The sequence below is a fragment of the Paenibacillus sp. FSL R5-0341 genome (genome assembly GCF_037975235.1).
In the GTDB taxonomy this organism is placed as follows: Bacteria; Bacillota; Bacilli; order Paenibacillales; family Paenibacillaceae; genus Paenibacillus; species Paenibacillus amylolyticus_A.
The window spans coordinates 6316999-6340829 of record NZ_CP150241.1; the positions used below are offsets into that span (position 1 = coordinate 6316999).

24 protein-coding genes are annotated in these 23831 nt (G+C 45.0%); 9 read left to right on the plus strand and 15 right to left on the minus strand.

Going from position 1 to position 23831, the window contains the following annotated elements; translation table 11 throughout:
• Nucleotides 1–70: 70 nt before the first annotated feature.
• From MKX75_RS28320 to MKX75_RS28335, 4 genes are all read right to left on the minus strand, one after another.
• Nucleotides 71–1120 (minus strand): ABC transporter substrate-binding protein, encoded by a 1050-nt coding sequence (locus MKX75_RS28320; RefSeq protein WP_339167724.1) that lies wholly within the window; start codon nucleotides 1118–1120, stop codon nucleotides 71–73.
• 51 nt (nucleotides 1121–1171) lie between these two features.
• A complete protein-coding gene (locus tag MKX75_RS28325; RefSeq protein WP_339167725.1) occupies nucleotides 1172–2386 on the minus strand; it encodes an AraC family transcriptional regulator in 1215 nt (404 codons plus the stop codon).
• A gap of 304 nt (nucleotides 2387–2690) precedes the next feature.
• A complete protein-coding gene (locus MKX75_RS28330; RefSeq protein ID WP_145150883.1) occupies nucleotides 2691–3437 on the minus strand; it encodes a Bax inhibitor-1/YccA family protein in 747 nt (248 codons plus the stop codon).
• A 243-nt stretch (nucleotides 3438–3680) separates the two neighbouring features.
• On the minus strand, nucleotides 3681–4037 hold the full coding sequence (locus tag MKX75_RS28335) for a nucleotide excision repair endonuclease (RefSeq protein WP_339167726.1): 357 nt from the start codon (nucleotides 4035–4037) through the stop codon (nucleotides 3681–3683).
• Between the two features lie 674 nt (nucleotides 4038–4711).
• On the opposite strand from MKX75_RS28335, the gene MKX75_RS28340 reads away from it, so the two are divergent.
• Genes MKX75_RS28340 through MKX75_RS28350 form a run of 3 tightly spaced genes read left to right on the plus strand, consistent with a single transcriptional unit; the run spans nucleotide 4712 to nucleotide 7551 of the window.
• Nucleotides 4712–6163, plus strand: a complete 1452-nt coding sequence (locus MKX75_RS28340; RefSeq protein ID WP_076332089.1) for a PLP-dependent aminotransferase family protein — start codon at nucleotides 4712–4714, stop codon at nucleotides 6161–6163.
• Between the two features lie 12 nt (nucleotides 6164–6175).
• Nucleotides 6176–7096: a D-alanine--D-alanine ligase gene (locus tag MKX75_RS28345; RefSeq protein WP_076332090.1), complete on the plus strand. Its 921-nt coding sequence runs from the start codon at nucleotides 6176–6178 to the stop codon at nucleotides 7094–7096.
• Nucleotides 7093–7551 (plus strand): GNAT family N-acetyltransferase, encoded by a 459-nt coding sequence (locus MKX75_RS28350; RefSeq protein ID WP_076332091.1) that lies wholly within the window; start codon nucleotides 7093–7095, stop codon nucleotides 7549–7551. The genes MKX75_RS28345 and MKX75_RS28350 overlap by 4 nt, the downstream gene beginning before the upstream one ends.
• A 129-nt stretch (nucleotides 7552–7680) precedes the next feature.
• Here the strand turns inward: MKX75_RS28350 and MKX75_RS28355 are convergent, their stop codons facing one another.
• The 4 genes from MKX75_RS28355 to MKX75_RS28370 form a co-directional block, all read right to left on the minus strand.
• Nucleotides 7681–8466 carry a glucose 1-dehydrogenase gene (locus MKX75_RS28355; RefSeq protein WP_076332092.1) on the minus strand — a complete coding sequence of 262 codons (786 nt, stop codon included), beginning with the start codon at nucleotides 8464–8466 and terminating at the stop codon, nucleotides 7681–7683.
• Between the two features lie 224 nt (nucleotides 8467–8690).
• Entirely contained in the window at nucleotides 8691–10199 is a 1509-nt protein-coding gene (locus tag MKX75_RS28360) for a copper amine oxidase N-terminal domain-containing protein (RefSeq protein ID WP_339167728.1), read from the minus strand.
• A gap of 207 nt (nucleotides 10200–10406) precedes the next feature.
• Complete coding sequence (locus tag MKX75_RS28365; protein WP_260986639.1) at nucleotides 10407–10535, minus strand: hypothetical protein; 129 nt, start codon at nucleotides 10533–10535, stop codon at nucleotides 10407–10409.
• A gap of 136 nt (nucleotides 10536–10671) precedes the next feature.
• Complete coding sequence (locus MKX75_RS28370) at nucleotides 10672–11139, minus strand: DUF1877 family protein (RefSeq protein WP_339167729.1); 468 nt, start codon at nucleotides 11137–11139, stop codon at nucleotides 10672–10674.
• Between the two features lie 96 nt (nucleotides 11140–11235).
• On the opposite strand from MKX75_RS28370, the gene MKX75_RS28375 reads away from it, so the two are divergent.
• Both MKX75_RS28375 and MKX75_RS28380 read left to right on the plus strand, forming a co-directional pair.
• On the plus strand, nucleotides 11236–11700 hold the full coding sequence (locus MKX75_RS28375; RefSeq protein ID WP_076332095.1) for a DUF4385 domain-containing protein: 465 nt from the start codon (nucleotides 11236–11238) through the stop codon (nucleotides 11698–11700).
• Nucleotides 11701–11804: 104 nt separating this feature from the next.
• Nucleotides 11805–13112 carry a VWA domain-containing protein gene (locus MKX75_RS28380; RefSeq protein WP_339167730.1) on the plus strand — a complete coding sequence of 436 codons (1308 nt, stop codon included), beginning with the start codon at nucleotides 11805–11807 and terminating at the stop codon, nucleotides 13110–13112.
• Nucleotides 13113–13134: 22 nt separating this feature from the next.
• Here the strand turns inward: MKX75_RS28380 and MKX75_RS28385 are convergent, their stop codons facing one another.
• Complete coding sequence (locus MKX75_RS28385) at nucleotides 13135–13950, minus strand: SDR family oxidoreductase (RefSeq protein ID WP_076332097.1); 816 nt, start codon at nucleotides 13948–13950, stop codon at nucleotides 13135–13137.
• Between the two features lie 241 nt (nucleotides 13951–14191).
• Between MKX75_RS28385 and MKX75_RS28390 the strand changes: the two genes are divergently transcribed.
• Complete coding sequence (locus tag MKX75_RS28390; RefSeq protein ID WP_339167731.1) at nucleotides 14192–14860, plus strand: TetR/AcrR family transcriptional regulator; 669 nt, start codon at nucleotides 14192–14194, stop codon at nucleotides 14858–14860.
• A 131-nt stretch (nucleotides 14861–14991) separates the two neighbouring features.
• Here MKX75_RS28390 and MKX75_RS28395 read toward each other — a convergent pair whose 3' ends face one another.
• Nucleotides 14992–16053, minus strand: a complete 1062-nt coding sequence (locus MKX75_RS28395; protein WP_315938715.1) for an LLM class flavin-dependent oxidoreductase — start codon at nucleotides 16051–16053, stop codon at nucleotides 14992–14994.
• A gap of 795 nt (nucleotides 16054–16848) precedes the next feature.
• On the opposite strand from MKX75_RS28395, the gene MKX75_RS28400 reads away from it, so the two are divergent.
• A complete protein-coding gene (locus MKX75_RS28400) occupies nucleotides 16849–17463 on the plus strand; it encodes a hypothetical protein (protein ID WP_339167733.1) in 615 nt (204 codons plus the stop codon).
• A gap of 83 nt (nucleotides 17464–17546) precedes the next feature.
• On the opposite strand, the gene MKX75_RS28405 is transcribed toward MKX75_RS28400, so the two are convergent.
• The 3 genes from MKX75_RS28405 to MKX75_RS28415 form a co-directional block, all read right to left on the minus strand.
• Nucleotides 17547–17735 (minus strand): hypothetical protein, encoded by a 189-nt coding sequence (locus MKX75_RS28405; protein WP_339167734.1) that lies wholly within the window; start codon nucleotides 17733–17735, stop codon nucleotides 17547–17549.
• A 278-nt stretch (nucleotides 17736–18013) separates the two neighbouring features.
• Nucleotides 18014–18826, minus strand: a complete 813-nt coding sequence (locus tag MKX75_RS28410) for a class I SAM-dependent methyltransferase (RefSeq protein WP_339167736.1) — start codon at nucleotides 18824–18826, stop codon at nucleotides 18014–18016.
• Between the two features lie 148 nt (nucleotides 18827–18974).
• Nucleotides 18975–19316, minus strand: a complete 342-nt coding sequence (locus MKX75_RS28415; protein WP_076332101.1) for a zinc ribbon domain-containing protein YjdM — start codon at nucleotides 19314–19316, stop codon at nucleotides 18975–18977.
• A gap of 240 nt (nucleotides 19317–19556) precedes the next feature.
• Between MKX75_RS28415 and MKX75_RS28420 the strand changes: the two genes are divergently transcribed.
• Nucleotides 19557–20708, plus strand: a complete 1152-nt coding sequence (locus MKX75_RS28420; RefSeq protein ID WP_339167737.1) for a VanZ family protein — start codon at nucleotides 19557–19559, stop codon at nucleotides 20706–20708.
• 136 nt (nucleotides 20709–20844) lie between these two features.
• Here MKX75_RS28420 and MKX75_RS28425 read toward each other — a convergent pair whose 3' ends face one another.
• Complete coding sequence (locus tag MKX75_RS28425) at nucleotides 20845–22302, minus strand: carboxylesterase/lipase family protein (protein WP_076332103.1); 1458 nt, start codon at nucleotides 22300–22302, stop codon at nucleotides 20845–20847.
• A 318-nt stretch (nucleotides 22303–22620) separates the two neighbouring features.
• Here MKX75_RS28425 and MKX75_RS28430 point away from each other — a divergent pair, with 318 nt between their 5' ends.
• The gene (locus MKX75_RS28430) at nucleotides 22621–23430 is read left to right on the plus strand and encodes a LuxR C-terminal-related transcriptional regulator (protein ID WP_076332104.1); all 810 of its coding nucleotides are present in this window, start codon (nucleotides 22621–22623) and stop codon (nucleotides 23428–23430) included.
• 250 nt (nucleotides 23431–23680) lie between these two features.
• Here the strand turns inward: MKX75_RS28430 and MKX75_RS28435 are convergent, their stop codons facing one another.
• Entirely contained in the window at nucleotides 23681–23818 is a 138-nt protein-coding gene (locus tag MKX75_RS28435; protein WP_175623733.1) for a class III lanthipeptide, read from the minus strand.
• Between the last annotated feature and the right edge of the window lie 13 nt (nucleotides 23819–23831).

The window sequence follows — 23831 nt, forward strand, 5'->3', positions numbered from 1 at the left end:
TCACGGTGCACCGGAAACGCTGGACTAACATCCGGTTCCCGGCACTCCAAAGGGAGCTGCACTATTCGAATTATTGCGTTAACGCTTTGAGCGTATCATCGATGACATGACCGTATGCGATCAGTCCACCACCCAGCCACGGAGCTGGCTCGACAGCGTACACATGCCCCGCTTTCACCGCAGGCATACTGTTCCATACGTTGGTTTCCGTCATTTCCTTCATGCTGCCCGGACCTTGTTCCACGGTGAAAATAAAGTCGGCATCAATCTCAGGTAAAACCTCGGTGGATACAATGGCGCTGTTCTCCGACTCGACCAATTTAGGCTTACCTAGTCCCAGTTGTTCATATACGACATAACCGCTGAAATAGTTACCACCCATCATACTAATGCCACGTGGGGCAAAACGGATAATAGCTGCTTTTTTGCCTTCGGCTACTTTCGCCAGTTCCGCTTTGGCTGACTCAACCTTGGCATGGTAGGTTTCAATGGCTTTTTCGGCTTCAGCCGTTTTGCCCAATAGATCACCAATAATCTGCAAAGACTTCTCTACATCACCCGAAGCGTTCGTAAATACGTAAGTCGGTGCGATTTTGGAATAACTCTCATATACCCCGTTCTCAGCATATTGGGCCGTATGCAAGATAATAAAATCAGGATTATACGACATCAACGCTTCAGGGGAAGGCAACCCACTGGAGAAATCAAGGGTAGGCACATCACTGAGCTGATCCTGGAGATAGACATGCCCTTTCGTACCACTCGCCCATTGGGCTACGGGCTTCACACCAAGGGTTAACAGGGAATCCTCCAGATATGGTGCAAACACCCGCTCTGTCTTGGCTGGAACAATTACATCATGTCCCAAGTCATCCTTTACGGTGCGTTCACCCGTCGTCTCTTCTGTTTGCTCTTCCTGCACAACCGTCTCGGTTGAAGCCGGGGTTGAAGTCTCCGTTGCCGGCTGCTCCTCCTGGGCCGCTCCTGTATTCTCAGATGCTGTACCACAGGCAGACAACAATCCTGTAACTAACATCAGCAGGATCAGGGCTGAGAGCCGGGCACTGCGGAATTTGCTACCAACGGAACGTTGTCCGATGTTTTTGATATAGTGAAACATGTGTGATATCCCCCTTGATAAACATTCTCATTAAGATACAAGGATTATATGTCACGTCGCCTGAGAATCACCATGGACGTTATCCAGATATATATTTGGACAATATCCCGTGAAGATCAGTAGAGCTTCATCCAGCATGCGCATCACGCCTACAGCCGAATAATCAAACCATGGATCACCTGTGATCAGATGGACCTGGTACTGACGAATGGCCTTGAGCTGACGCCATGTAACTGAATGCTGCAAGCTCAGCCAATACGCTCTTGAAGCCGCCTCAGGACACACCATAACGAGAATTCGATCAGGGTTCATTGCAGCGAGCTGTTCCAGCGTTAACGGAATATTGGCACTAAGATCAGAGAATGTGTCCAGTTGCAGCGCTCCATACAACACTTCTTCAATACCCGGATTGCTATAAAGGTAGAGATTCTGACCGTAGATCCGTACAACGATTACTTTCTCCCGACCCACTTCCCGCTGTACCGATTCCCGCGCCTTCTCTGCTCGCTGGTTGTACATGTGTATCCATTGCTCCGCCTGTTCCTCCCGCTCCAGGAATGATCCAATCATGCGTAGCTGTGTTCGCCAATCCGAATGATGTTTGGTGACAAAACAACAAGGTGCAATCTCGGCCAATTGGGCCTGATCCTGTTCACTAATCTGGTCCGTACCTACGATGGCATCAGGGCGAATATGAACCAATCGTTCCACATTAGCCTCAAACCGCCAACTCGTGTACGGGTCCGTCAATTTCAGGTGAGACTGAATCTCTGTACGATGTGCATTATAATAATACGCGGTCCATTTGGGATCGATAGGTGCAGCTACGGGGATGACATTAAGTGCCAGAAGCTGTCCAATCACACTGGAGGAGCAGGTGGCAATCCGTTTTCTGGCGTTTTTCGCATAATCCGAAGGAGATACGCCGACTTCCTTTTTAAATTTACGGCTAAAATAGTACTCGTCACTATATCCCACTCTCAGGGCAATATCGCGAAGTTTATATGTGGATTCCTTCAGGTATCGCTTGGCGCGGTTAATGCGCAGATCCGTCAGATACTCCATTGCGCTCTGTCCGTACGTTTTCTTGAACAGATCCACGAAATATTTCGGACTGATCCCCGCTTCCGAGGCAAGATCTGCAATCGATAGAGGTTGGTCGTAATGTTTGTCCATGTATGTTTTAACGTTGGCAAGATCCGTCTTGGGACTGCGGCCGGTAACGGGCTGGTGCGCAGCAATCTGCGAATCATTTTCCAGTAACATGAGGCCACTCCTTTCGATCTGCTTGATCGGTATGTTATGTAGCTAAAGGTAAAGAACTCTCCGGCAACTTATGCAATATTTAAACGAAAATGATAATCATTATCAATAAAATACCATAACCATTTCCAGACCGTCAATCCAAATATGGTAAAATGTACACACCTCAAGCCTCACTATTCCCTCTACTACTGTTCACTAAGTTGCTTATAAACTACCTCCATATATACCAAAAAAGCCAACGACGTGAGTATCACGCGTTAGCTTTAATGAAGTTCATACTCTGATGATGACGTTAAAAGCAGGACTAGTCCCGGCTCCGCAATTTGCCAAGCAGACGGATAATTTCAATATACAGCCATACCAGCGTCACCATCAATCCAAATGCACCGTACCACTCCATATACTTGGGCGCACCACGTTCAGCACCACCCTCGATGAAGTCGAAATCCAGGACCAGATTGAGCGCAGCAACAATGACGATAACGACCGAAATACCGATGCCAATCAAGCTATTATCATGCAGATAAGGAATCGAAATGCCGAAGAAACCCAGTACAAAGCTCAACAGATACATGATCATGATACCGCCAGTTGCAGCAACAACGCCCAACTTGAAGTTCTCCGTAGCTTTGATCAATTTGGTTTTATATGCCATCAGCAGGGCGATGAATACAGCCATAGTCAACAGGGCAGCCTGCAAGGTAATTCCGTTATACAGTGACTCATAGGTTGCGGAAAGTGCCCCTAGGAATAAGCCTTCTGCAACGGCATAGACGGGTACCAAATAAGGTGCTGCTACAGGTTTGAACGAAATCACAAGCGCCAGAATGAAACCAACGATTAATCCGCCATAAGCGAGCGGCATCACTTGTTGTCCGTTAAAGAACATCATCCATGTTGCAAACGCACTGCCCAGCAGGATCACAAGCGTAATAAACGCTTTGTTCACCGTGCCATTGATCGTCATGTAATTCTGATACCGATCTTCTCCATATCCTCTGTCTTCAAACGTGCTGTCTTTAAGTGTAGGGTTACCGCTACGACCGATCAACACAATCACCTCTTCATATGTATTTGATATATCTTTGATGCTACTTTCTGTGATGCTTAGTTCAAGCTCTGGCATTTCTACATTTCCAATTCTACAAGCTACTCTCTGGAGTTCATGCTCAAAAAAAATCGGGATGGTGCCAGACGAAGTCGGATGCAATCCTGCGATCACATCCTTCTCTACCGGCAACACACTTAGGACATATGTCCCAAAAAATCATGTTGATTGTGTTTTATATGCAATTTATTTGTACAAGACTTTATCTACATTGTATTTCGCACGCATCGTGTTAATGATATAGGTCTCATAAATTTCACGATCTACCGGATCTTCAACCAGGCATACTTCAATCTTCGTTACTTCCTCCCGGTGATTCTTGATTGGTGATACAGTATCTTCAAAATGCTTTTTGATGCGGGGTCTTAATTTTCGTGCTTTCCCGACAAATAACAACTCTCCAGCGGCATTGTAAAACATGAAAATTCCGCCTAGTTCCCGGGTAATCAAGTGAAAATCAGTAAATCCATAAATTTGGCTAAGCTGTGGATCAGCCTGCTTCGTGATGGTTACATTGGGTGTTGGCACGGTAATATTAATCAATAGGCTCACTTCCTCATTATCTATAGGTCTACATCCTATCACATATTATAAACGGACACCATTTCATTCTATATGAAGTACAATTCACGCAATTTTCGCTATTACGACAAATATTTCAAAAAAAAGGTTAACTTCCCTGATTCAAAGTGGTACTATAGGGGTATGAGGAAGAAATTGGGCACTAAGACATATGTCTTTATATCTACCTTCGTCTATTGTACCCTATGATTGATCATCTTTTTCATACTGATTTTTGTTACGTGATCACGACAAGAGTACAGTTAGCAAGAACCTTAGCTTATAGATTGTAGATTCATCTTCTATTCGAACTTGCAGCAAGCAAACGTAGAAAGACCTAGATTCATGATTTCACTGTAGATTTTAAGTATCACCTAGAAAGCCTGCAATTATAGCCGTACAGAAGTTAAATAGACACATGTAGAAGGTCAGATAGCTATCGATCCTAGAGAGATAAGTCATGCAATGCAACTGTAGAAAGTCATAGCAGCAGAACTATAGAAAATGGATCAAGTTTTACCACGGGTCCTGGCATATTGCCAGGGCTTTTTTGCGTTTACGCGAACCACCAACCACTCCCGCAGGGAAACAGAGGTATCGTGGTTCTTTCTGCTGGGTTTATAATATGGCAAGATACCAGTAGAGGGAGTGATGGGATGTATTCCGATCTGCAACTGACGGAGGACCGCCCTGTATATATACAAGTCAAAGATTATATGAAGCGATTGATGCTCAAAGGCGGCCTGCAAGCCAAACAAAAGCTGCCCTCGACCCGTGAACTCAGCACACTTATGAAAGTTAGTCGAAGTACGGTCCTGCTCGCTTACGCCGAGCTTGAGGATGAAGGCCTGATCTATGCAGTCAAAGGAAAGGGCAATTACGTCAGTGCCTCCATCGAACCCCCTGAGGCAACAGCAAGCTGGGAACTGGACTGGACAACGGAGGTAAGCGAGTATGCGATTCAGGCAGAACAGTACGATCTGATGAAGCATGGCTCCGGGGCAGAGCGTGGCGAGATATCTTTTACCAGCATAGCACCTGATGAGAAGTTGTTCGATCTGCACAACGTGAAACGGGCTTTTCTGGATCGCATGTCACTTGAAGGCGAAGTACTGCTGAATTACGGATATGCGCAAGGATACAGACCGCTGATGAAGTATTTACTACGATATATGGAGAACAAAGGCGTCGATCTCCGTGGCAAGGATATTCTAATCACCAACGGATTCACGGAAGGTTTCGATCTGGTACTTGGGGCTTTACGCAAAAAAAGCGGCAAAGCGCTCTGCGAGAATCCAACGCACCACACGGCGATTAAGAATCTAAAATTGCACCAGTTTCACTTGACTGGTGTGAATATGGAGCCGGATGGCCTGGACTTGAAGCAACTGGAACATGAGCTTGAGGCAAGTCCATATGATCTGGCTTATCTCGTGCCCTCCTATCACAATCCAACCGGGATTGTGACGTCCCCTGCGAAACGGGCGGAGATTATCCGGTTGATGAACCAGTACCAGGTACCGATTATTGAGGACGGGTTCAACGAAGAATTGCGCTATTCCGGTTCGCATGTCTCTCCCCTGATTGCCAGCATAGGCAAAGGGAACGGACTAGTGTATCTGGGTAGCTTCTCCAAAGTGCTATTTCCGGGCCTGCGCGTTGGTTGGGTTATTGCGGATGCGGCCCTGATTGATTATCTGGAGAGTATGAAACGGGCACGCAGCATTCATACCTCGACGCTGGACCAATCCTTATTGTATCAATATCTGAGCAACGGTAATTTCGAGAAATACTTGAAGCGAGCTCGTACGGAGTATAAGCGAAAATACGAGTTGGTTGTGCGTTGCCTGAAGCAGCATCTGCCAATGTGCCGGATTTCCGGTGCGGGTGGTCTGCATCTGTTCGTGCAGTTCCCGTCCAAATACAGAACACGTGAACTGCTGGCGGCCTGTAAGGTGAAAGGTGTGACGTTCACACCTGGGGATACCTTTTATCTGGAACCCGGTCAGGGCGTAAACACGATGCGTCTCGGTTTCTCCAGAGTCAGCGATGAGCACATACGCAAGGGCATTCGTATCATTGGCGAGACAGCAGCTCAAATGAGATAAGGAGGATTTTACATGAAGGTCGGCGTGATTATGGGCGGTACATCTTCAGAGCGGGATATTTCCCTGCTCACCGGACAGGAGATGATTGCGAATCTGAATAGAGACAAATACGAGGTTGTGCCCATTGAGCTGAATACCAAGCGGGATCTGATCGACAAATCGGCCGGGATCGATGTGGCACTGCTTGCCCTGCATGGCAAATACGGCGAAGACGGTACTGTCCAAGGCACATTGGAATCCTTGGGCATTCCCTACACAGGCTGTGGCGTGCTTGCAAGCAGTGTATGCATGGATAAAGACATGTCCAAACAACTCATGCAGCATGCGGGTGTGCTTACCGGAGAGTGGCTGCGAGTGAGCCATATGGAGGAACTGTCTTCTGTTCCTGTTCAACAATTAACGTACCCCGTGGTAGTCAAACCCAATTCAGGCGGTTCCAGCATCGGCACCCAAGTGGTTCAGGAAGCTTCCGCCCTACCCGCTGCTGTAGAGGCTGCCCTCGCCTGGGATGATACGGTCATGATTGAACAGTATATCGAAGGTGAGGAAATAACCTGTGCCATTCTGGATGGTAAGATGCTGCCGGTGATCTCCATTCATTCTAACGCTACGTTTTTCGACTATGCTTCCAAATATGATGACAACGGAGCCGATGAGCAGGTTGTGCAATTGCCTGCGGACCTTCACCAACGCGTCGAAGCAGCCGCATTGGCCTGCTATCAGGTACTCAAATGCAGCGTCTATGCGCGCGTTGATATGATGATTCGGGAAGGCATGCCTTATGTGCTTGAGGTGAACACGTTGCCGGGACTTACCCGTAACAGTCTGCTGCCCAAAAGTGCAGCCGCTGCAGGTATTTCTTTTGCAGAGCTACTGGACACCATTATTGAACTTTCGTTGAAGGAAAGACCCAAGGAGGATACAACATTATGAGCCTGGATGTGACGATTCGACATAGCTCCACTACCGATCTGCAAGATATGGTCATTCTGATGGATCAACTCGGTTACCCAACCACATTCGCGGAGATGGAGGAGCGCTATACCCATATTTCTGCGGACCCAAACTTCACTACACTGGTGGCTGAAGCACGCGGACGCGTCGTTGGACTGATTGGATTACAGACGTCTTATCTGTATGAAAAGAACGGAAGACACTGCCGTATCATGGCATTGGTTGTGCATGACCAGTTCAGGGGCTCAGGCATCGGCCGTCAGCTCATTCTGGAAGCCGAACAATGGGCCGCCACACATGACGTGGACTCCCTGTCTCTGAATAGTGGCAATCGCCCGGAACGCGAAGCCGCACATGAATTCTATCGCCAGATGGGCTTTACGGCCGGGAGTACCGGGTTTAGCAAAAAGCCGCAGATTCTACAGCACAGTTAACCTGCGGATAAGTTACACTGAAGCCTGAATATCACACAAAAAGAACGCCCACTCCGCACATTGGCCAGAACAGGGCGTTCTTTAGTATATATCTATGCCGCATCGATATGCTGTTTGATGATTATGGGATCAATATTTAGCTGACTGCGCACCATCAATCGGAATAATGGCTCCATTGATAAAGGGTGCTTCGCCAGACAGCAAGAAGGCAACGAGGCGACCTACTTCCTTCGGTTCACCCAAGCGCTTCGCCGGGTTGTCCTTCACGAACTCTTTGGATGCTGACTCCCAATCATTCGGATTGATCTGTTTGAATGAACCGATAACCATATCTGTCAGAATGGCTCCGGGTGCAATTGCATTAACACTGATCCCGTGCTCGGCGTATTCAATCGCTGCATCTTTGGTCATGCCGGCTACGGCATGTTTGCTCGCTCCGTAGGCAACCAGGTTCGGCACGGCGCGAATCCCACCAACAGAGGACGCATTCACGATGTAGCCTTCGCCCTGTTTCTTCATCACAGGCAGAACGTGCTTCAACCCGAAAAATACCCCCTTCAGGTTGATGTCGATGACTTTATTGAACATCTCCGTCTCGTAGTTCTCGATCAGGTCTTGCTTGCCTTCAATGCCTGCATTGTTGAAAAATGCATCGATACGCCCAAATTCATTGACCGTATCACTAACATACTTCTTCACAGCTGCTTCATCTGATACGTCACCTTCGATTAACAGAAACTCGGCATGCTGTACCTCTTCCGAGATCACACGCTTGGTCTCTTCCAACGCCTTCATGTTCACATCCACCAGGGCAAGCTTAGCCCCTTCACGTGCAACTTCCACAGCAGCTGATCGTCCAAGACCGGAGCCACCGCCTGTAATCAGGACCACTTTACTTGCAAATCGTTCAGTCATCTTTCATAGACCTCCCTATGCTTGTTTTTGATATCCTCATACATAAGTACCCGTTTCTTTATTTGCTCTAATCAAAAGCGAATCTGTTCCAACCAGCGTCTCAACCAGATTAGTATGCTTATATATTTATCCTGCCATTCCTCTGACCTGAGACGACATGACAAAGAGGAGCACCTCCAATAGAGGCACTCCCCTGCATTTTGTTATTTTTAAGTCATAGGAAGTTAAGGACGGTCAATGTAAATCCAGCCTGTTTCTTGTTCTTTATCTACAGTAGCTCCAAGGGATTCAGCCACAAAGCGCAGCGGCACATACGTCTTGCCGTCCTTGCCTACATAAGCGGATTCCACCATGGTTACTTCTTTACCAGCAACCGTTGCTTTCTTTGATCCTACAGTCAGCACAATCTCATCACCAGTAATGTCATCAATAACAACGATTCGGTTCGAGCCTTTGGTCCATTTCACTTCAGCATCCAATTCTTCGGACACGTAGCGAAGCGGAACAAATGTTGTATTCTTAACGGTGATCGCTCCAGCGTATTCATCATCCGGGAAGAGCACTACACTTTTACTCGTGATCCCAGCTTCATCTTTGAGCAATTGATATGCAAGTGAGTTGGAATCGAAATTGCGCAGCATCTGACCAGGCGTAATATCATCCTTCATCAGATCCATAACGCCGCCGGATACATCCACTTCATCGACTGCAACCGTACCACCAATATTCCACTGTTCACTGTCTCCGCTTAAAGTTACGGATTTCAACGGTAGTTCGTCGGAAGCAGGTATTGCCACTTTAAGCTCAAAGTTCTGTTTGCGGATATCCAGCTTGCTGTCGAGATAGAAGTCCAGTTTCAGTTTGGTTTCTGTGCCAAACAGCGTTTTCAAATCAGGGTCCTCATTCAACAGGTTGTTCAGCTCCTGATCATAATTGACCAGCATACCGTCCAGTCCCACTTTGATCATGGCATACAGTGAAGCCACAGCCTCATCTTTCGATTCAGGAACGATGGAATTCAGCGTTTCGTCTCCCCCGCCTTCAACCTCATTCACGGCTTCAAGTACAGGGTAGAACACATCATACAGATCGCCAATCAGCTCTTTCAGTCCTTGCTCATCCTTCGAAATACTCGTCAGGAACGGTTTAACCATGGCAAGCATCTCTTCACCACTAACTTCCAAATGCAGCTTGGAGAGACTAAGTGCTTCGCCATTCACGGATTCCTGTACCGGTGTTACAGAAATGTTCTTCGGATTGGACAGATGCTTCAGGACAAAAGAGAACAGTTTTGGGGATATTTCCTCAAGTTGCTTCTCTAGAGCCTTCATATCTACCATCGGAAGCGCTTGTGCATCTTGGAACGTATCCAGAGATATGTACAGCGGTTTCTGGGCTCCGTCCAGATCAATGACCAATTGGGACTCATTCATGGACAGGTGGAAAGGTAGCTTCGTTCCCTCCATGCTGAATGTACCTTTGATCGATGCTGTCTTCGCATCTTTCATTTTGGCTTGATCAATATCCAAGGATATGGAATTAATAAGTTCAATCATTTCAAGGTCTTTCTCTGTAGCCAAATCCGTAGCCGGTTCTATGTTTATATTCATGGATTGTCTGGATTCACCGGACTTGATACTCGCGCCATTAGCCATGGCTTTGCCAACATCTACTCCACCCACAGCCTGACATCCTGTAAGAACAACCATTAATAATACAAGTGGCACTGCCATCCATTGGACTAACTTTCGATTCGTAATATGATCTCCTCCTTAGAAAAATATGGTTCATTCCCATTATGAAGGTACAGGTAATTCTTGTAAACGGATACGCAAAAAATAAACCAAAAGGCCGGAACATGTCCGACCTCTGGTCTATCTATATTTCAGCATATTGTAAGTTTCGATAAAACATCCTGCTTCATTATGCAACGCTGGAAGTTATTCTTGCTCCTTACCTTCTGCCTGATCTTCATCAATTTCTTCATCTTCCGCAGTTACGGGAGTCTCGAATTGATCCGGCTCGTCCTCTTGAATCGCTTTGTTCTCTTCGTTCTGATCCTGTGTCATATCGCATTCCCTCTCTTCTACCGGATTGTCATGTCATCAAGGCCTGAGCCTTGTGTCTATCAATAACCCGAATAGGCGAAGTTCAAACCTGTCTCAGCGATGGCCCACCATTTTCCATCATTATTTCAGTGCTCATTTAGAAAACATAAAAGACGATCCCGTTTCCATTTTCAGCCGTTGCCTGAAACAAGGCCTGGATATGATCCACGGTCTGAACGATCTCCTGAAATGTCTCTTCTGCATCCCAATCTTCCATGACTGGATATACACCCTCAGCGATCATCTGGTCCAGACTATACCTTTGCTTTAACTGTTCCGGCGTGATCTGCTCTAATGCCATGTAGGCCTCCAGCACTTGCTCGTTACTAAGCATGAACAGATCCATGTCCGAATAGTTCCCCACGTACTGCTCACCTGCGAGCGGCACCACATAACCGAGGGGAGGCTCCCCGTCTAACAAGTTACCGTTCAGCGTGAACTGTAGCATCTGCCACGTTTTATCAATATCCAGATCCACTGCACAATCATGCACACTAACCTCGCCTGACTTGATAGATTCAATGAGCTCCTTCGTAACCACAAGATATCTGCCGGACATTCCCATACCGTTATCCCTCCTGTGTAATTGGTTCTGTTGTTCCCCATTAACCGTGCATGTTGGATCAGAATCGGGGTAATCCCTATCAAGGAGGGCGTATACATGAAAAAATTTGATTACAGTCTCAATTATGATGAGTTGGATCTGAGCAAACATCCTGAGCTGTACACCGTAGGCCGGGGCGAGCAGGGTGTGCTGATGGTAGAGCCGTACAAGGGCGAGATTCTACCACACTGGCGGTTCAAAACACCCGAGATTGCGACAGAGTCATCGGAGAAGATCTATGAGCTATTTTTGGAGTATAAGAAAAAGGGAGATTTCGTGGGTATGGATATGGCTCGTAAATTCCTCCAGATGGGCTATACACGGGCCAGACGATATACAAATCACAAAGGAGGACGTAAATACTCGAAGGAGGATGGCTCAATCTTGCCCTATCAGAATGATAAGGTGAAGGCAGAAGCGGCGGCCATATTCAAAGCGCAATGGGAGATCGCCAAGACCGATCCGGACTATGTGAAGATGAAGAAGGAGCATCGGGAAAAGTACGAGTCAGAACAGGCGTAGGAATACCAGATATATAATTGACTTATGGAAACATTTGTCTCAGAATCGATCTTGTTACTGTTCGTTTTCAACCATCATATTGGAGAAGAGAGGCGCATCCGATTATGACAGATTCGTTCATCCACTTAAACACAGGCCAGAATATTAGCATCAACGAATCCGCCCAACTTCAGGTAACCATTCAATGTACATCATCTCCTTCTCCCTTGGATGTTAGCTGCTTTATGGTGAACGAAGAGGGAAAAGTCCCATCTGACGACTATTTTGTATTTTATAATCAGAAGGCCGATCCCCATCAAAGTGTGCTTCTGCAACAGGCAGAGGAACTGAAATCCTCTTTTGTACTGGATACAAATCAATTACGGCAGGCCCCTGTGGAAAAATGTGTGTTTACGGCTACTCTGGATGCGGGAGGCACTTTCGCCAATGTTCAGGCATGTCAGGCGATTGTACGGGCTGGTTCCCAGCAGATTATCTATGAGATCACGCAGGTCACTGCGGAAACAGCGCTTATTTTCATTGAAATCTACAAGTATCGTGACGGATTCAAAGTTCGGGCGATTGGACGAGGTTTTTTTGGTGGATTGCAGCCGCTGGCAGAATCATTTGGTGTTGAGATCGAGAGTAACGACACCTCGGAAGCTGAACAGGTTCTTCTCACGGCACGAGCTGAAGTAGCAGCGTCCTCTCCAGAAGTCTTGGTACCTGTTGCTGCACCGAACACGAATCATGCACCGCTTAACCTGACCAAGATCGATCTCCTCAAACGTAAAGTAACCCTGTCTCTGCAAAAGAAAAAGATCGAACCTATACAGGCACGTGTTGCCGTCGTATTTGACGCATCAGGCTCCATGTACCATCTGTATCGCAAAGGCATCGTGCAAGAAGCCTTCGAACGTATCTTGGCGATTGCATCAGCGTTTGATGATAACGGAGAGTTGGACGTATGGTTCTTCGCCAAAGACTTCTTGCGTGCACCTAGCGTCACCGCTAGGGATTTCGAGAATTATATTGAACGCACATATACGCTGGGAAGCAAAGGCGGTACCAACAATGAACCTCCTGTGATGCAGGATGTCATTCGCAAATATACGATCGAGGAACCTAATGTGAAGATTCCAACGTATATTATCTTTTTTAGCGATGGTGGAGTCAGTCAAAAAGGGAAGATTATGCGGCTTATTACCGAAAGCTCAACCAAAAACCTGTTCTGGCAATTTGTTGGCCTGGGACAAGCCAATTACGGTATTCTCGAGAAACTTGATGACATGACTGGACGTTTCATCGATAATGCTGACTTTTTTGCACTGGACGACATCTCCAAGATCAGCGATGAAGAATTGTACGATCGTCTCCTCACTGAATTTCCAGGTTGGATAAAAGAAGCTCGGGCCAAAGGCATTTTGGCCTAAAGCTTTCACCCTATACCACTAACTAGACTTGTACTTTTTCTGGTTTACCACCCCTGGAACGTGGACGGAGCATGCTCCCTACGATTCGCAACATGGACTTGCGTGGTATGAGGCGGGTGAACTGTGCTGTCCAGTAATTCCTGGCCCCGGGCACAGCATAAGGTTTGCCTGATGCCAGTGCCCTTATGGCTACGGCCACGACATGCTCAGGTGTATCACGTTTGCCCACTGAGGCTTCATCAGCACCCACTACATCAAAGAACGAAGTCTCGGTTGAGCCTGGGCATAGTGCCAAAAACTGAACGCCACGCTTCCTGTTTTCTTCATATAACGCCTCTGTAAAAGAAAGTACAAATGCCTTCGTCGCTCCATACACAGCCATATACGGGTCAGGTTGGAAGGCAGCCGTTGAAGACACATTAATGACAGCACCATTTTTCTTCTGCAACATGCCTGGCAAGAAAAGATGCGTCATGTTCGTCAAGGCGAGTACGTTCAACATAATCTCCTCCTGCTGCCGGGAGCCATCCAGTTGTTCAAAATATCCATGAGTAGCGAATCCCGCATTGTTGATCAGCATATCGATGTGTATTCCACGATTCTGACATTCCTCATATACGTTCTGAGGTGCCTCTACTTCGGAGAGATCCGATACGATTACCTCAGCCCTTACTTGATATGTACGTTCTATACGTTCTGCCAATTGATTCAGTTTGGACTCTGTTCTGGCCACCAGCACGATATTTTTACCCTTGGAAGCCATTTCGAGTGCAAAAATTTCCCCAATACCTGAAGAAGCACCTGTAATAAGTACCCATTGATGCTGATCCTTTATCATCTCTCATCCATCCTCTAAGCATAGTTTGAACACTTGTTTTCATTAGGAAACATTGTTTCTTTATGAAATCATAGTAACCAGAATCCATGATCCTGTCAAATTGCATCTGTTGATTTTGCATTTAGACAATGGTGCTCACTTTCTACATTCGGATTAAATTGACGTTATCCAGCGTAAAACAGTAAAATGACCATAAGCGAAGGAAACGTAGTTTCTGTTCAACAACAATACGGTTACGAGGATGAAATCAATGAAGGATCTTAATTCGGGTTCCACGGAATCTACACATACAGTAACAACCTTTCAGGAAGCCAGACTCCAGCACTCGGATAATCTGCGGCAAAATATTGTGCATGCTGCTGCTGCTTTACTGCAAGAGCATGGACCAGAGGCTGTCACGGTACGCCGCGTAGCTGAACGTATGGAGTGCTCCACCAAAATCATATATAATCTTTTCGGTAAAAAAGAAGGGTTAGCCAAACATTTATATTTAGAGGGATGCTCCCTTATGGCCCAGTATTTTGAAGATATCCCCCGGCAGGCCTCGTTCGAACAATATTTCCGTGATCTCGCCTACGTCTACTGGGGCTTCGGCATTTCTCAATCCAGCTTCTATCAGCTGATGTTTGGAGGGTCTTTTTCCGAATTCAAACCGGATGGAGAGACCTTGCAGGGAACAGCAACTGCACTGAAGCAAGTATCTGCCTTGGTGGAGATCGCCATTGAACAGGGAATGATTCAGGTGCAAGATCCCCTGCTTGCTGTTCGAATGATCTGGGCTCCCTTACACGGTGTTATCCATCTGTACTTGGGAGGCCATATTGAGAGCGAAGAAGCTGCCAAAACCCTCTATGATCATACGTTGTCCATGGTTATACACTCCCTTGTGAGTACATCTGCGAATGGATAAGCATGAAGTCGGTGATGTGTTAGAAGCTTATAGAAGATAAACGAAAGGAGCATATCCATTGGCGTAATACGCCGAGGACATGCTCCTTTATTTGGTTGACTCTATCTAGTTCCGTATCGACCTTCAGTCGATTAACGTGCCTCTTGGTTCTCCGCTTCCCAACGTGCAATTTCCTTGCGCACGATTGGAGCGACTTCTTTACCGAGCAGTTCGATTGCTCTCATAACCTCGTTATGCGGCATGGTGCCGAGTGGAGTGTGTAACATGAAGCGGGTAATCCCGACTTCTTTGCGCAGATAGATAATCTTCTGAGCCACCGTATCCACATCTCCCACGTACAAAGCACCCTCAAGGCTACGCGCCGCATCAAATGTCGCACGGCTGTAGTGTCCCCAACCACGTTCACGGCCCAATATGTTCATGACCGCTTGCGCTGGCGGGAAGAATTTCTCCACAGCTTCGTCTGTTGTATCGGCAATAAAGCCGTGAGAGTGAGAAGCAACGGTCAGCTTGGAAGCATCATGTCCTGCATGTGCAGCTGCTTTCTTGTACAGCTCCACCAGTGGTGCGAATTGTACCGGACGGCCACCAATAATGGCAAGCACCAGTGGCAAACCGAGCAATCCTGCACGAACTACCGATTCCTGATTACCACCACTGCCAATCCATACCGGAAGTTTTTCCTGTACCGGGCGTGGGTAGATGCCCAGATTGTTAAAGGAAGGGCGGTGTTTGCCTTCCCAGGTTACTTTTTCCGAATCACGCAGCTTGAGCAGCAAATCCAGTTTCTCGTCGAATAACTCATCGTAGTCGTTCAGATCATAGCCAAACAGTGGGAACGATTCGATAAATGATCCACGCCCTGCCATAATCTCTGCACGCCCATTCGAAATGCCGTCCAGTGTCGCAAAATCCTGATATACCCGTACCGGATCATGTGATGACAGCACCGTTACCGCACTCGTCAGGCGAATATTCTTGGTCTGTGAAGCTGCGGCCGCCAGAATGACAGCTGGTGATGAAGCCGCATAGTCAGCACGATGATGTTCTCCCACGCCATATACATCCAGACCCACCTGATCTGCCAAAACAATCTCTTCAACGACATCCCGAATGCGCTGCGCATGACTGATAAGTTCTCCTGTTTTTACATCCGGATTTGTCTCCACAAATGTACTAATTCCGATTTCCATTGTCTGTTCCTCCCTGGTATGAAGCGATCCGTTGTTCATCTAACCTATTGTAAGTAGATCACCTTTTGTTATGTATATTAATATTGAACTATTTTGATGAAAAACACAAGTACCCTCTAAGACACTTATAATGGAACAAATAATCAATATTAACACTTCAAAAGAATCAGAGTTTGAAGAGACTGCTTTTACTCATCTACTAAATCAAATTATATTTAGAAGCAAGGCAGGAACAAACAGCCATTTATGATACAAGTTTCAATGTAGAAGCTAATCGGGTCGGCAATTTTATTAGTATTTTACTCATTCTTATGAAAGACCTGAAATCCCCAAATAATTTATAGTAAAGTTTGAACTACAAACGCTGGTAGGTCACTTTGAATTTTGAAATGATAATGAACATATCATACAGGTATGTAGCATTGCTGAGCTTAGTAAAAGTGCTTATATTGAACTGAAAGCTGTAGGCATTATAGATGTTTTTGTAGATTTCTAACAAATATTTTTAGGCTTCCAACCTTCTGATGTACTCATCTAATAGTATCGAAACGTAATCCATCCATGTCGAATTTTGTTATCTATAAAGTTTCCATTTTCACATTTAGACCACAATCTATGTGAATTTAACTATATAGAATATAAATATTTTTAGATATTTATAACTAATATATTAGTAAAAATATACTAATTAATTCAATTCACTGGATATTAATGTTTTTTTTAATGTTATGGTTTTTAAGCAATGCACCAAAATTTGTAATGTTGCAGTAAAATTTATTAGGAGGATTTTGATTAATGCAATCTATTAAGGGAAGAAAGAAGTTTACTCTCGTCACTCTGTGCTTAACGTTAATACTTGCGGGTATATTTATGCCAATTTCTAGAGCAAGTGCAGGCTCTGATAATTTACTCTTTAAGAAGCCAGATGGTGGTTCATGGAAGTATACAAAAATGGATGCTAACTATGTAAAACAAAGAGGATGGTCAGGTAACGATTTTAGAACGCTTGAAGTTGTTCAAGAAATGACGTATCTATCTCCAGCTACGGTCCAAATCATAGCAAACGATCTAGGGAATAAACTTGGAGTAACTATGACAAAAGCTGGACTTAAATTAGCTGTAGAAACTGCTGCGTCATCTGGAATCACAGCTGCTAAACTAATACCTTATCTCAATTTCTTTGCATGGTCGTATACAGCATATGATCTCTTTACTACAATCAATGATGGTAGAGATCTGAAACGATTAACGGATGCAGCTAAAGCAGGAAAAGGATTAATCTATAAAAAAGCTACAAATGGATTCGGTGACGGATGGTACGTATGGGATGGAAGTTCCTCATACGGTACATATCCTTACGCGAAATTAAACCCTAACAAATACCAGTTAGGGACAGTGAAAATCAACTAAAAAACGGCCTCTATCCCAAATCATAGGGATGGAGGCCACTTTTTTCACTTAACAAATAATAAATTCGTTTGTGTTATAAATATCTAATCTCTAACTTTTATTCTAATATATGCGGCAAGCCCTGCAACTCCTGTTGCCACAGCAGACTCAATCTTCAAATCCGCAATTTCCGACATATCTGTAGGTACATTAAAACATATCCTATACATGTAGTATAAAAAAATAATTATAGCAATAGCTAAAAAGACATTCGCAATTCTTTTTTTCAACATAAATTAATTCCTTTCAAATAAATTAATATTTTTAACTTAAAAAAAACAGATACAAGCAACTGAGTTGTGCTAATAATTACCATCTGCATATCTCCGTATTTTCTACTTCGTTCATAATCTCCAGTCCAGAGTAAAAAATACATTATTTTTCTCGTTCCTGATCCAATACACGGAACGCTTATTCAATGGCTTACACCTTGCCTTCATATTTGTATTCATACTCTTCCAAAATCTCATTCTTTAGCCCATCAACGCGCTCTTCAAACAATCCAAATCTATTATTTCTTTCTCCCGATGTACAGCAGATGCGACGAGATCCCCAATATGGAAGGGTCCTTAGCAGTATCTATCATATATCGAATCAGTTCTTCGTACTCGCCACGCTCTTTCCAATATTGCTGCTGCTCGTCCGTGAGCATGACTCTAAGGCTCGAGGATCCAATTAAATCGACAGTTTCGAAGTTGTGTTGCTCCATGAAGGGCGTAACGTCCTGAATATTAAAATAGTATGCTCCCGTAAATCGTCCGTGATCCTGATGATCGAATATACCCTTTTCCACAAAAGAATGGATTGCTGCCATGTTATCATTCGGACTCCAATGCTGCGGGGATTGCAACGAATTGATACTCATGCGCATTCGGCTTTGCATCGCTACAAACACCACGCCTCCTGGCTTGGTTACACGATACAACTCTCTTACAGCAGCCACACGCTCCTCGACAGTCTGCAGATGATATAACGGCCCCAGCATGAGGGATGCATCATATGTCTCGTCAGCCATACCGGAGAGCGAAGTGGCATCAAGAACATGAAATCCATCGAATTGCTGTGTCAGACCGAACTCCTGAGCCTTTTCCCGTGCAGTATCCACGGAGGAAGGTGTCAGATCAGATAAAGTGACCTGGTACCCCAGCTTCGCCAGTTCCATGGCATATTTTCCCGGTCCTGCGCCATTATCCAGAATACAACCAGTAGCGGGGAGATGCTCCCTGATGTAATGCATGTTAATGATGAATTCAATTGGTTCCCGCTCCAGTCTGCCCCACTCGTCAAACCCGGAATAATATTTAATAATATGATCTCTCTTCATCGCTCTGGCACCTGCCTTTTCTTATATGTAGACCACCTAACGATGTTCAAAAATTAAATTCCAACCAGTATATATCTACTAAATATTTCCTGTCAAACAAAAAAAACGTTCAATTCCCGTTGAAAGCGGGACTGAACGTTTCTCGATCTTATATCTTTTTCACAAACTCGGACTTCAACTTCATCGCACCCAGGCTGTCGATCTTGCAATCAATATCATGATCCCCATCAATCAGGCGGATATTCTTCACCTTGGTGCCCTGTTTAACCACAAGCGAGCTACCCTTAACCTTCAGATCTTTAATGACCGTAACGGTATCGCCATCATTTAGCACATTTCCGTTGGCATCACGGATTACTTTTGCATCCTCTGCGTTCTCATTGTCTGCTTCCAAAGACCATTCATGCGCACACTCCGGGCAGACCAGCAGGTTACCATCCTCGTACGTGTACTCAGAATTACATTTCGGGCAGTTAGGCAAATTAGACATAAGTATTAAACTCTCCATTCTACGATTGGCTTTCCCGCAAGTATACGGGATTTCGGCGGTATGTTCCATACGCTTCGTCACTGCATGAATGGATTTAAACCAAATTTAAGGTTCATGCCTCCCTCACTTTAAGGGTAACTACTTATGATGTAACTATTAGATACGCGCTATAAATACATGATATGAATCTCTATTTCTCCATGAGAGTTACTATATTTACTACCAAAGGAGTGCCCACTCATGTCTTCATATGTTTTCCCTGTGCAAACGGCTTTTTTGATCTTTGTCGTCGCGGCCATGTTCTTGCTGGTGCCGTGGTTGATCTATGGTTATCGTAAAGACGGCTTCTTTAGCTGGTCGCGGTTTGGCGTAAGCTTTTCCTTTATCTTTTATATTCTGGCTGCCTATTGCCTCGTCATTCTCCCGTTTCCGACTACACGAGATACCTGTGCGCAACAAGCGGCTGACACGATCTACTACAATCTGGTTCCATTCACCTTTGTCAAAGACATCATGAAAGAAACGCCCATTGTATGGTCCCAGCCATCCACCTATATCGGAATGATTCAGGGCAGAGCCTTTCTGCAAGTGTTGTTTAATGTCCTGCTTCTCATGCCGCTGGGTGTATACATCCGTTATTTTTTTCAAAAAAGATCGTTCTGGACGTATGCCCTGCTTGGCGGATTCGGGCTTTCCTTATTCTTCGAGATCACCCAAATCACCGGATTTTACGGTTATTATAATTGTCCTTACCGCCTCTTCGATGTAGATGATTTGCTATTGAATACGTCAGGAACCATACTTGGATTTGTCACAGCGCCCATCCTGCTTGCTTTATTCCCATCACGTGCAAGCATTCAGGCGAAGAGCGAACAGATTGTGGAGCAGAACCGAGTGTATACTATGCCTCAATTGCTCGCACTAATGATTGATGGATTCGTTGTTGTCTTCCTTTCGAATCTAATCTCCATCTTCACAGCATCTGATGTGATCAGTGATGCGCTAAGTACATCCATTGCTATGGTCATTGTCCTATTCTTCATCCCTTGGGTGCGAAATGGGGTAACTCCAGGATCGGCCATCTTGCGCTTCCGCTATGTGGATCGTCAGACTGGCACAGCTACCAGTGAATCTCTATTTAAAAGATTTATCGCACTCTATGTTCCATGGCTACTATTTACGATCATTCGCTTGGTCAACGACTATGCGTTTTCCGGTCATCCGGATGTCATACTTGAACCCTATCGCGCATGGATCTCCGTGGGAATGTTTGGTCTATCTATGCTGATCTCCTTCATCTTGTTCGTCCATATCTTGATTGTGCTGTTCTCCCGTGGAAAACGTTCCTTCTACTTCGATGAGGTGTCCCGCACACGGGCCTCTCGTAAATAGTTATCATGTCTGCTGTGCATCCGTAACCGGAATTAGAAAAAGGCGACTTCCATGATAAAGAATGGAGGTCGCCTTTCTCTATACTTCTGGCCTTATAGCTAGTTATGCATTGCATGGATGCGACAGCCCGTTTGGATTACAGCCCCAGTAACTTACGTTTGGAGGCCTCAGGATCATGTATAACTTCAATCTCATGGTTGAAGACTAATGTCGCGCGATTCTGCTCATAAGCAGGCCAGTCCACCCCTGCAGTCTCTGGTTTACCGATCTTGGCAAACGAAATCCAGGCATCCTGTACTTTGAGCGCCAGTCCCGTTGCGGCCTCATCCGGCTCGGCATTCATGTATTTCAATGCAGGCAGTGTATTGAAGACAAAGTACATTTCAATGCTGTGAACTGCTTTATGAAGAAGTGGATGCTCTGGCATCACCCAATCGAAACGATACATCCACACTGGCGCATGTTGCTGCTGTGCAGATGCATATTGTACCGAAGAACGCCAGAAATATAGATCGGTCATGACCTGCGCTTGTCCATCTGCCGTTTTGGGATAACTGTCTGCAATAGCTGCACGATTCTCCAGATCCGGCGTCATAAAGTCAACGGCTTGTACCATATCGATCTCTGGTGAATAGGGAATATGCGGCTGGATAAACAACGAACCTTCATGCAACGTTGTACCGATTAACACAGGAATATCCTTCGCCTTACCCTCGCTTATCGCCTGAAGCGGCGTCTGAGGCAGAGTTACTGCATCCAGTACAGGTTGGAATAATAAGGCCATCCCTGCACTGCTCTGCTGTTTGATCGTTTCTGCGGCTGCGATGATCTGCTCTGCCGGAATGGTCTTTAGCTTCTGTAGGTCACTTGGCTCTACGCCCAGAATCTTCAGCATGCCATCACGTACAGCAGATGCTTGTTCTGCCGGCATGAACTGTGAAGCTCCACTTTGCATAATAACACGTTGAAACAGTCCCTTGGAGGCAGGCATAGCCATCAACGCTGCGATACTCATGCTGCCTGCCGATTCTCCGAATACCGTGACTTGGTTCGTATCACCGCCAAAAGCAGAGATGTTATCTTTCACCCACTGCAGCGCTGCTACCTGATCCAGCAGACCAACATTCGTGGCAAATGAGTCACCTAGCGGTGCCATATGCATAAATCCGAGTGGTCCAAGTCGGTAGTTGATCGTCACAACGATTAAGTCACCTCGAAGGGCCAACTGTGTACCATCGTATACAGGGAAACTTCCGGAGCCGGCTACAAAGGAACCACCATGAATCCACACCATAACCGGCAGTGGTTTCGCTCCCTTTTCCTTAGGTGTCCAGATGTTCAGATATAGACTATCTTCTGATTCATTCGGGATTCCTGTCACACCTTCTGGTTGATGGTTTCGTGGCTGTATATTCTCAGGTCCAAATTGAGTGGCCTGTCTTATTCCCTCCCATGACTCGGGTTGAACCGGAGCCTGGAACCGTAACTCACCTACTGGGGGTTTAGCATAGGGTATACCCTTCCATACGCTCGCACCATGCAAAAGTTCGCCTTGAACAGTACCGTACTTCGTTACAACTTGAAGTTCTCTCATGCCGCTTCTACTTCCTCTCCATGAATAGGTTAGACTAGCGTTTACGCGTATCGCATGCGTATCACTTTGAGTATAAATCGTAGGTGTACCCATCTACAACTTTACCCAAGCTTATGTACTCACACTACGTTTCACGTGGAACTTTTACGATATTAGTCCAGATAAAATATATATGGTATTTATAGGTAATATTAACTATATATAAGGTCTTTGTAACTTAAATTCACTTAAAAGAAGGTAATTTGCCTATGGGGATATTTAACTATATACTAATACTAGTACTAGAAATTGTATATTAATAATATGAGGATGATTAACATGAGTATCATTGAGAAAAATCTCACAATAGCCATTCCACAGAATTGGAATTGTATGTCTGACTTTCCTCCGCAACAATCAATGAAGTGGAGAAAAGTTTACCAAGAAAACGTTAATACGGAAGCAATACACCAAATTCCTAAAATAGAATTGAAAGAACGATTGCAACAGAATAAAAAGTTGTTGGAGATATTCAGAGTAAATACACGCAGGGTACAGGAACAACTCTTCTACTCGCATCTTTTTTTTCTGACCGATTTAGAAGGGATTATATTGGACCTTATCGGAGAAGAAACGCTTCATAACGGTCTTAAACCTTTAGAGGTTGGTTTAGGAAGCTCAATGGCACTGGATTCAGGAGGAATTAACGCAATTTCAATTGCTCTAGAAACGGGACAAAACGTATTTCTGAAAGGTGATGAGCATCAGCTGTTAATTTTCAAAGACTGGCTATGTCTTTGCTGCCCCATCAAAGTTCAGGGAGATATCATTGCTTATATGAACTTCTCTCGTTCTACACCATTTATATACGACAGTATATTTGCTCTAGTTTCCTCCATAGTGTCCTCTATTGAACTTGAACTTGAGAAAGAATTAAGCAACAACCAGCGAGTACAAGCTTTATTCAATACATACTGTTTTACAAATAGAGAATGTGAAGTTGCTGCGCTGTGGTTACAGAATAAAGGGGCACTTTTTATAAGTGAACAACTTGGAATTACTGAGGGCACGGTTAGGAATTTTGTGAAGAAAATTTATACAAAATGTACAGTAAATGATCGTGGAAGTTTTATGAAAAAGTTTTATTAGGACGTATCTGAGAGCCTATCACTGAGTTAATATAACAGCCACATATAGAAATGATAAGAATTAGCTAAAAATACCGAACGATTTCCTATGAATCTTAACTATTACTTTGTAGATTGCTTCTTCAAAATCCAAACAACTCTACGGGATGGCAACCCATTACGAGGGGTTGGATGACACACTAAAGATAAATAAGCAGTTGCTTAGCTGATTTTTCAGTCAAGCAACTGCTTATTTAATATTAGAAACTCATTTAATTATTAATAATACATACTGTTGAGAGCTGGCCAGTGGTAATTGTTGATATAGGCCAGGTAAATGCTGCCTCTACCTCTTGACCTTTATCGTCTGTGTTATGCGCCAATTTTTGTAATTCTAATACCTCGTTCATTCTTTTCACCTCC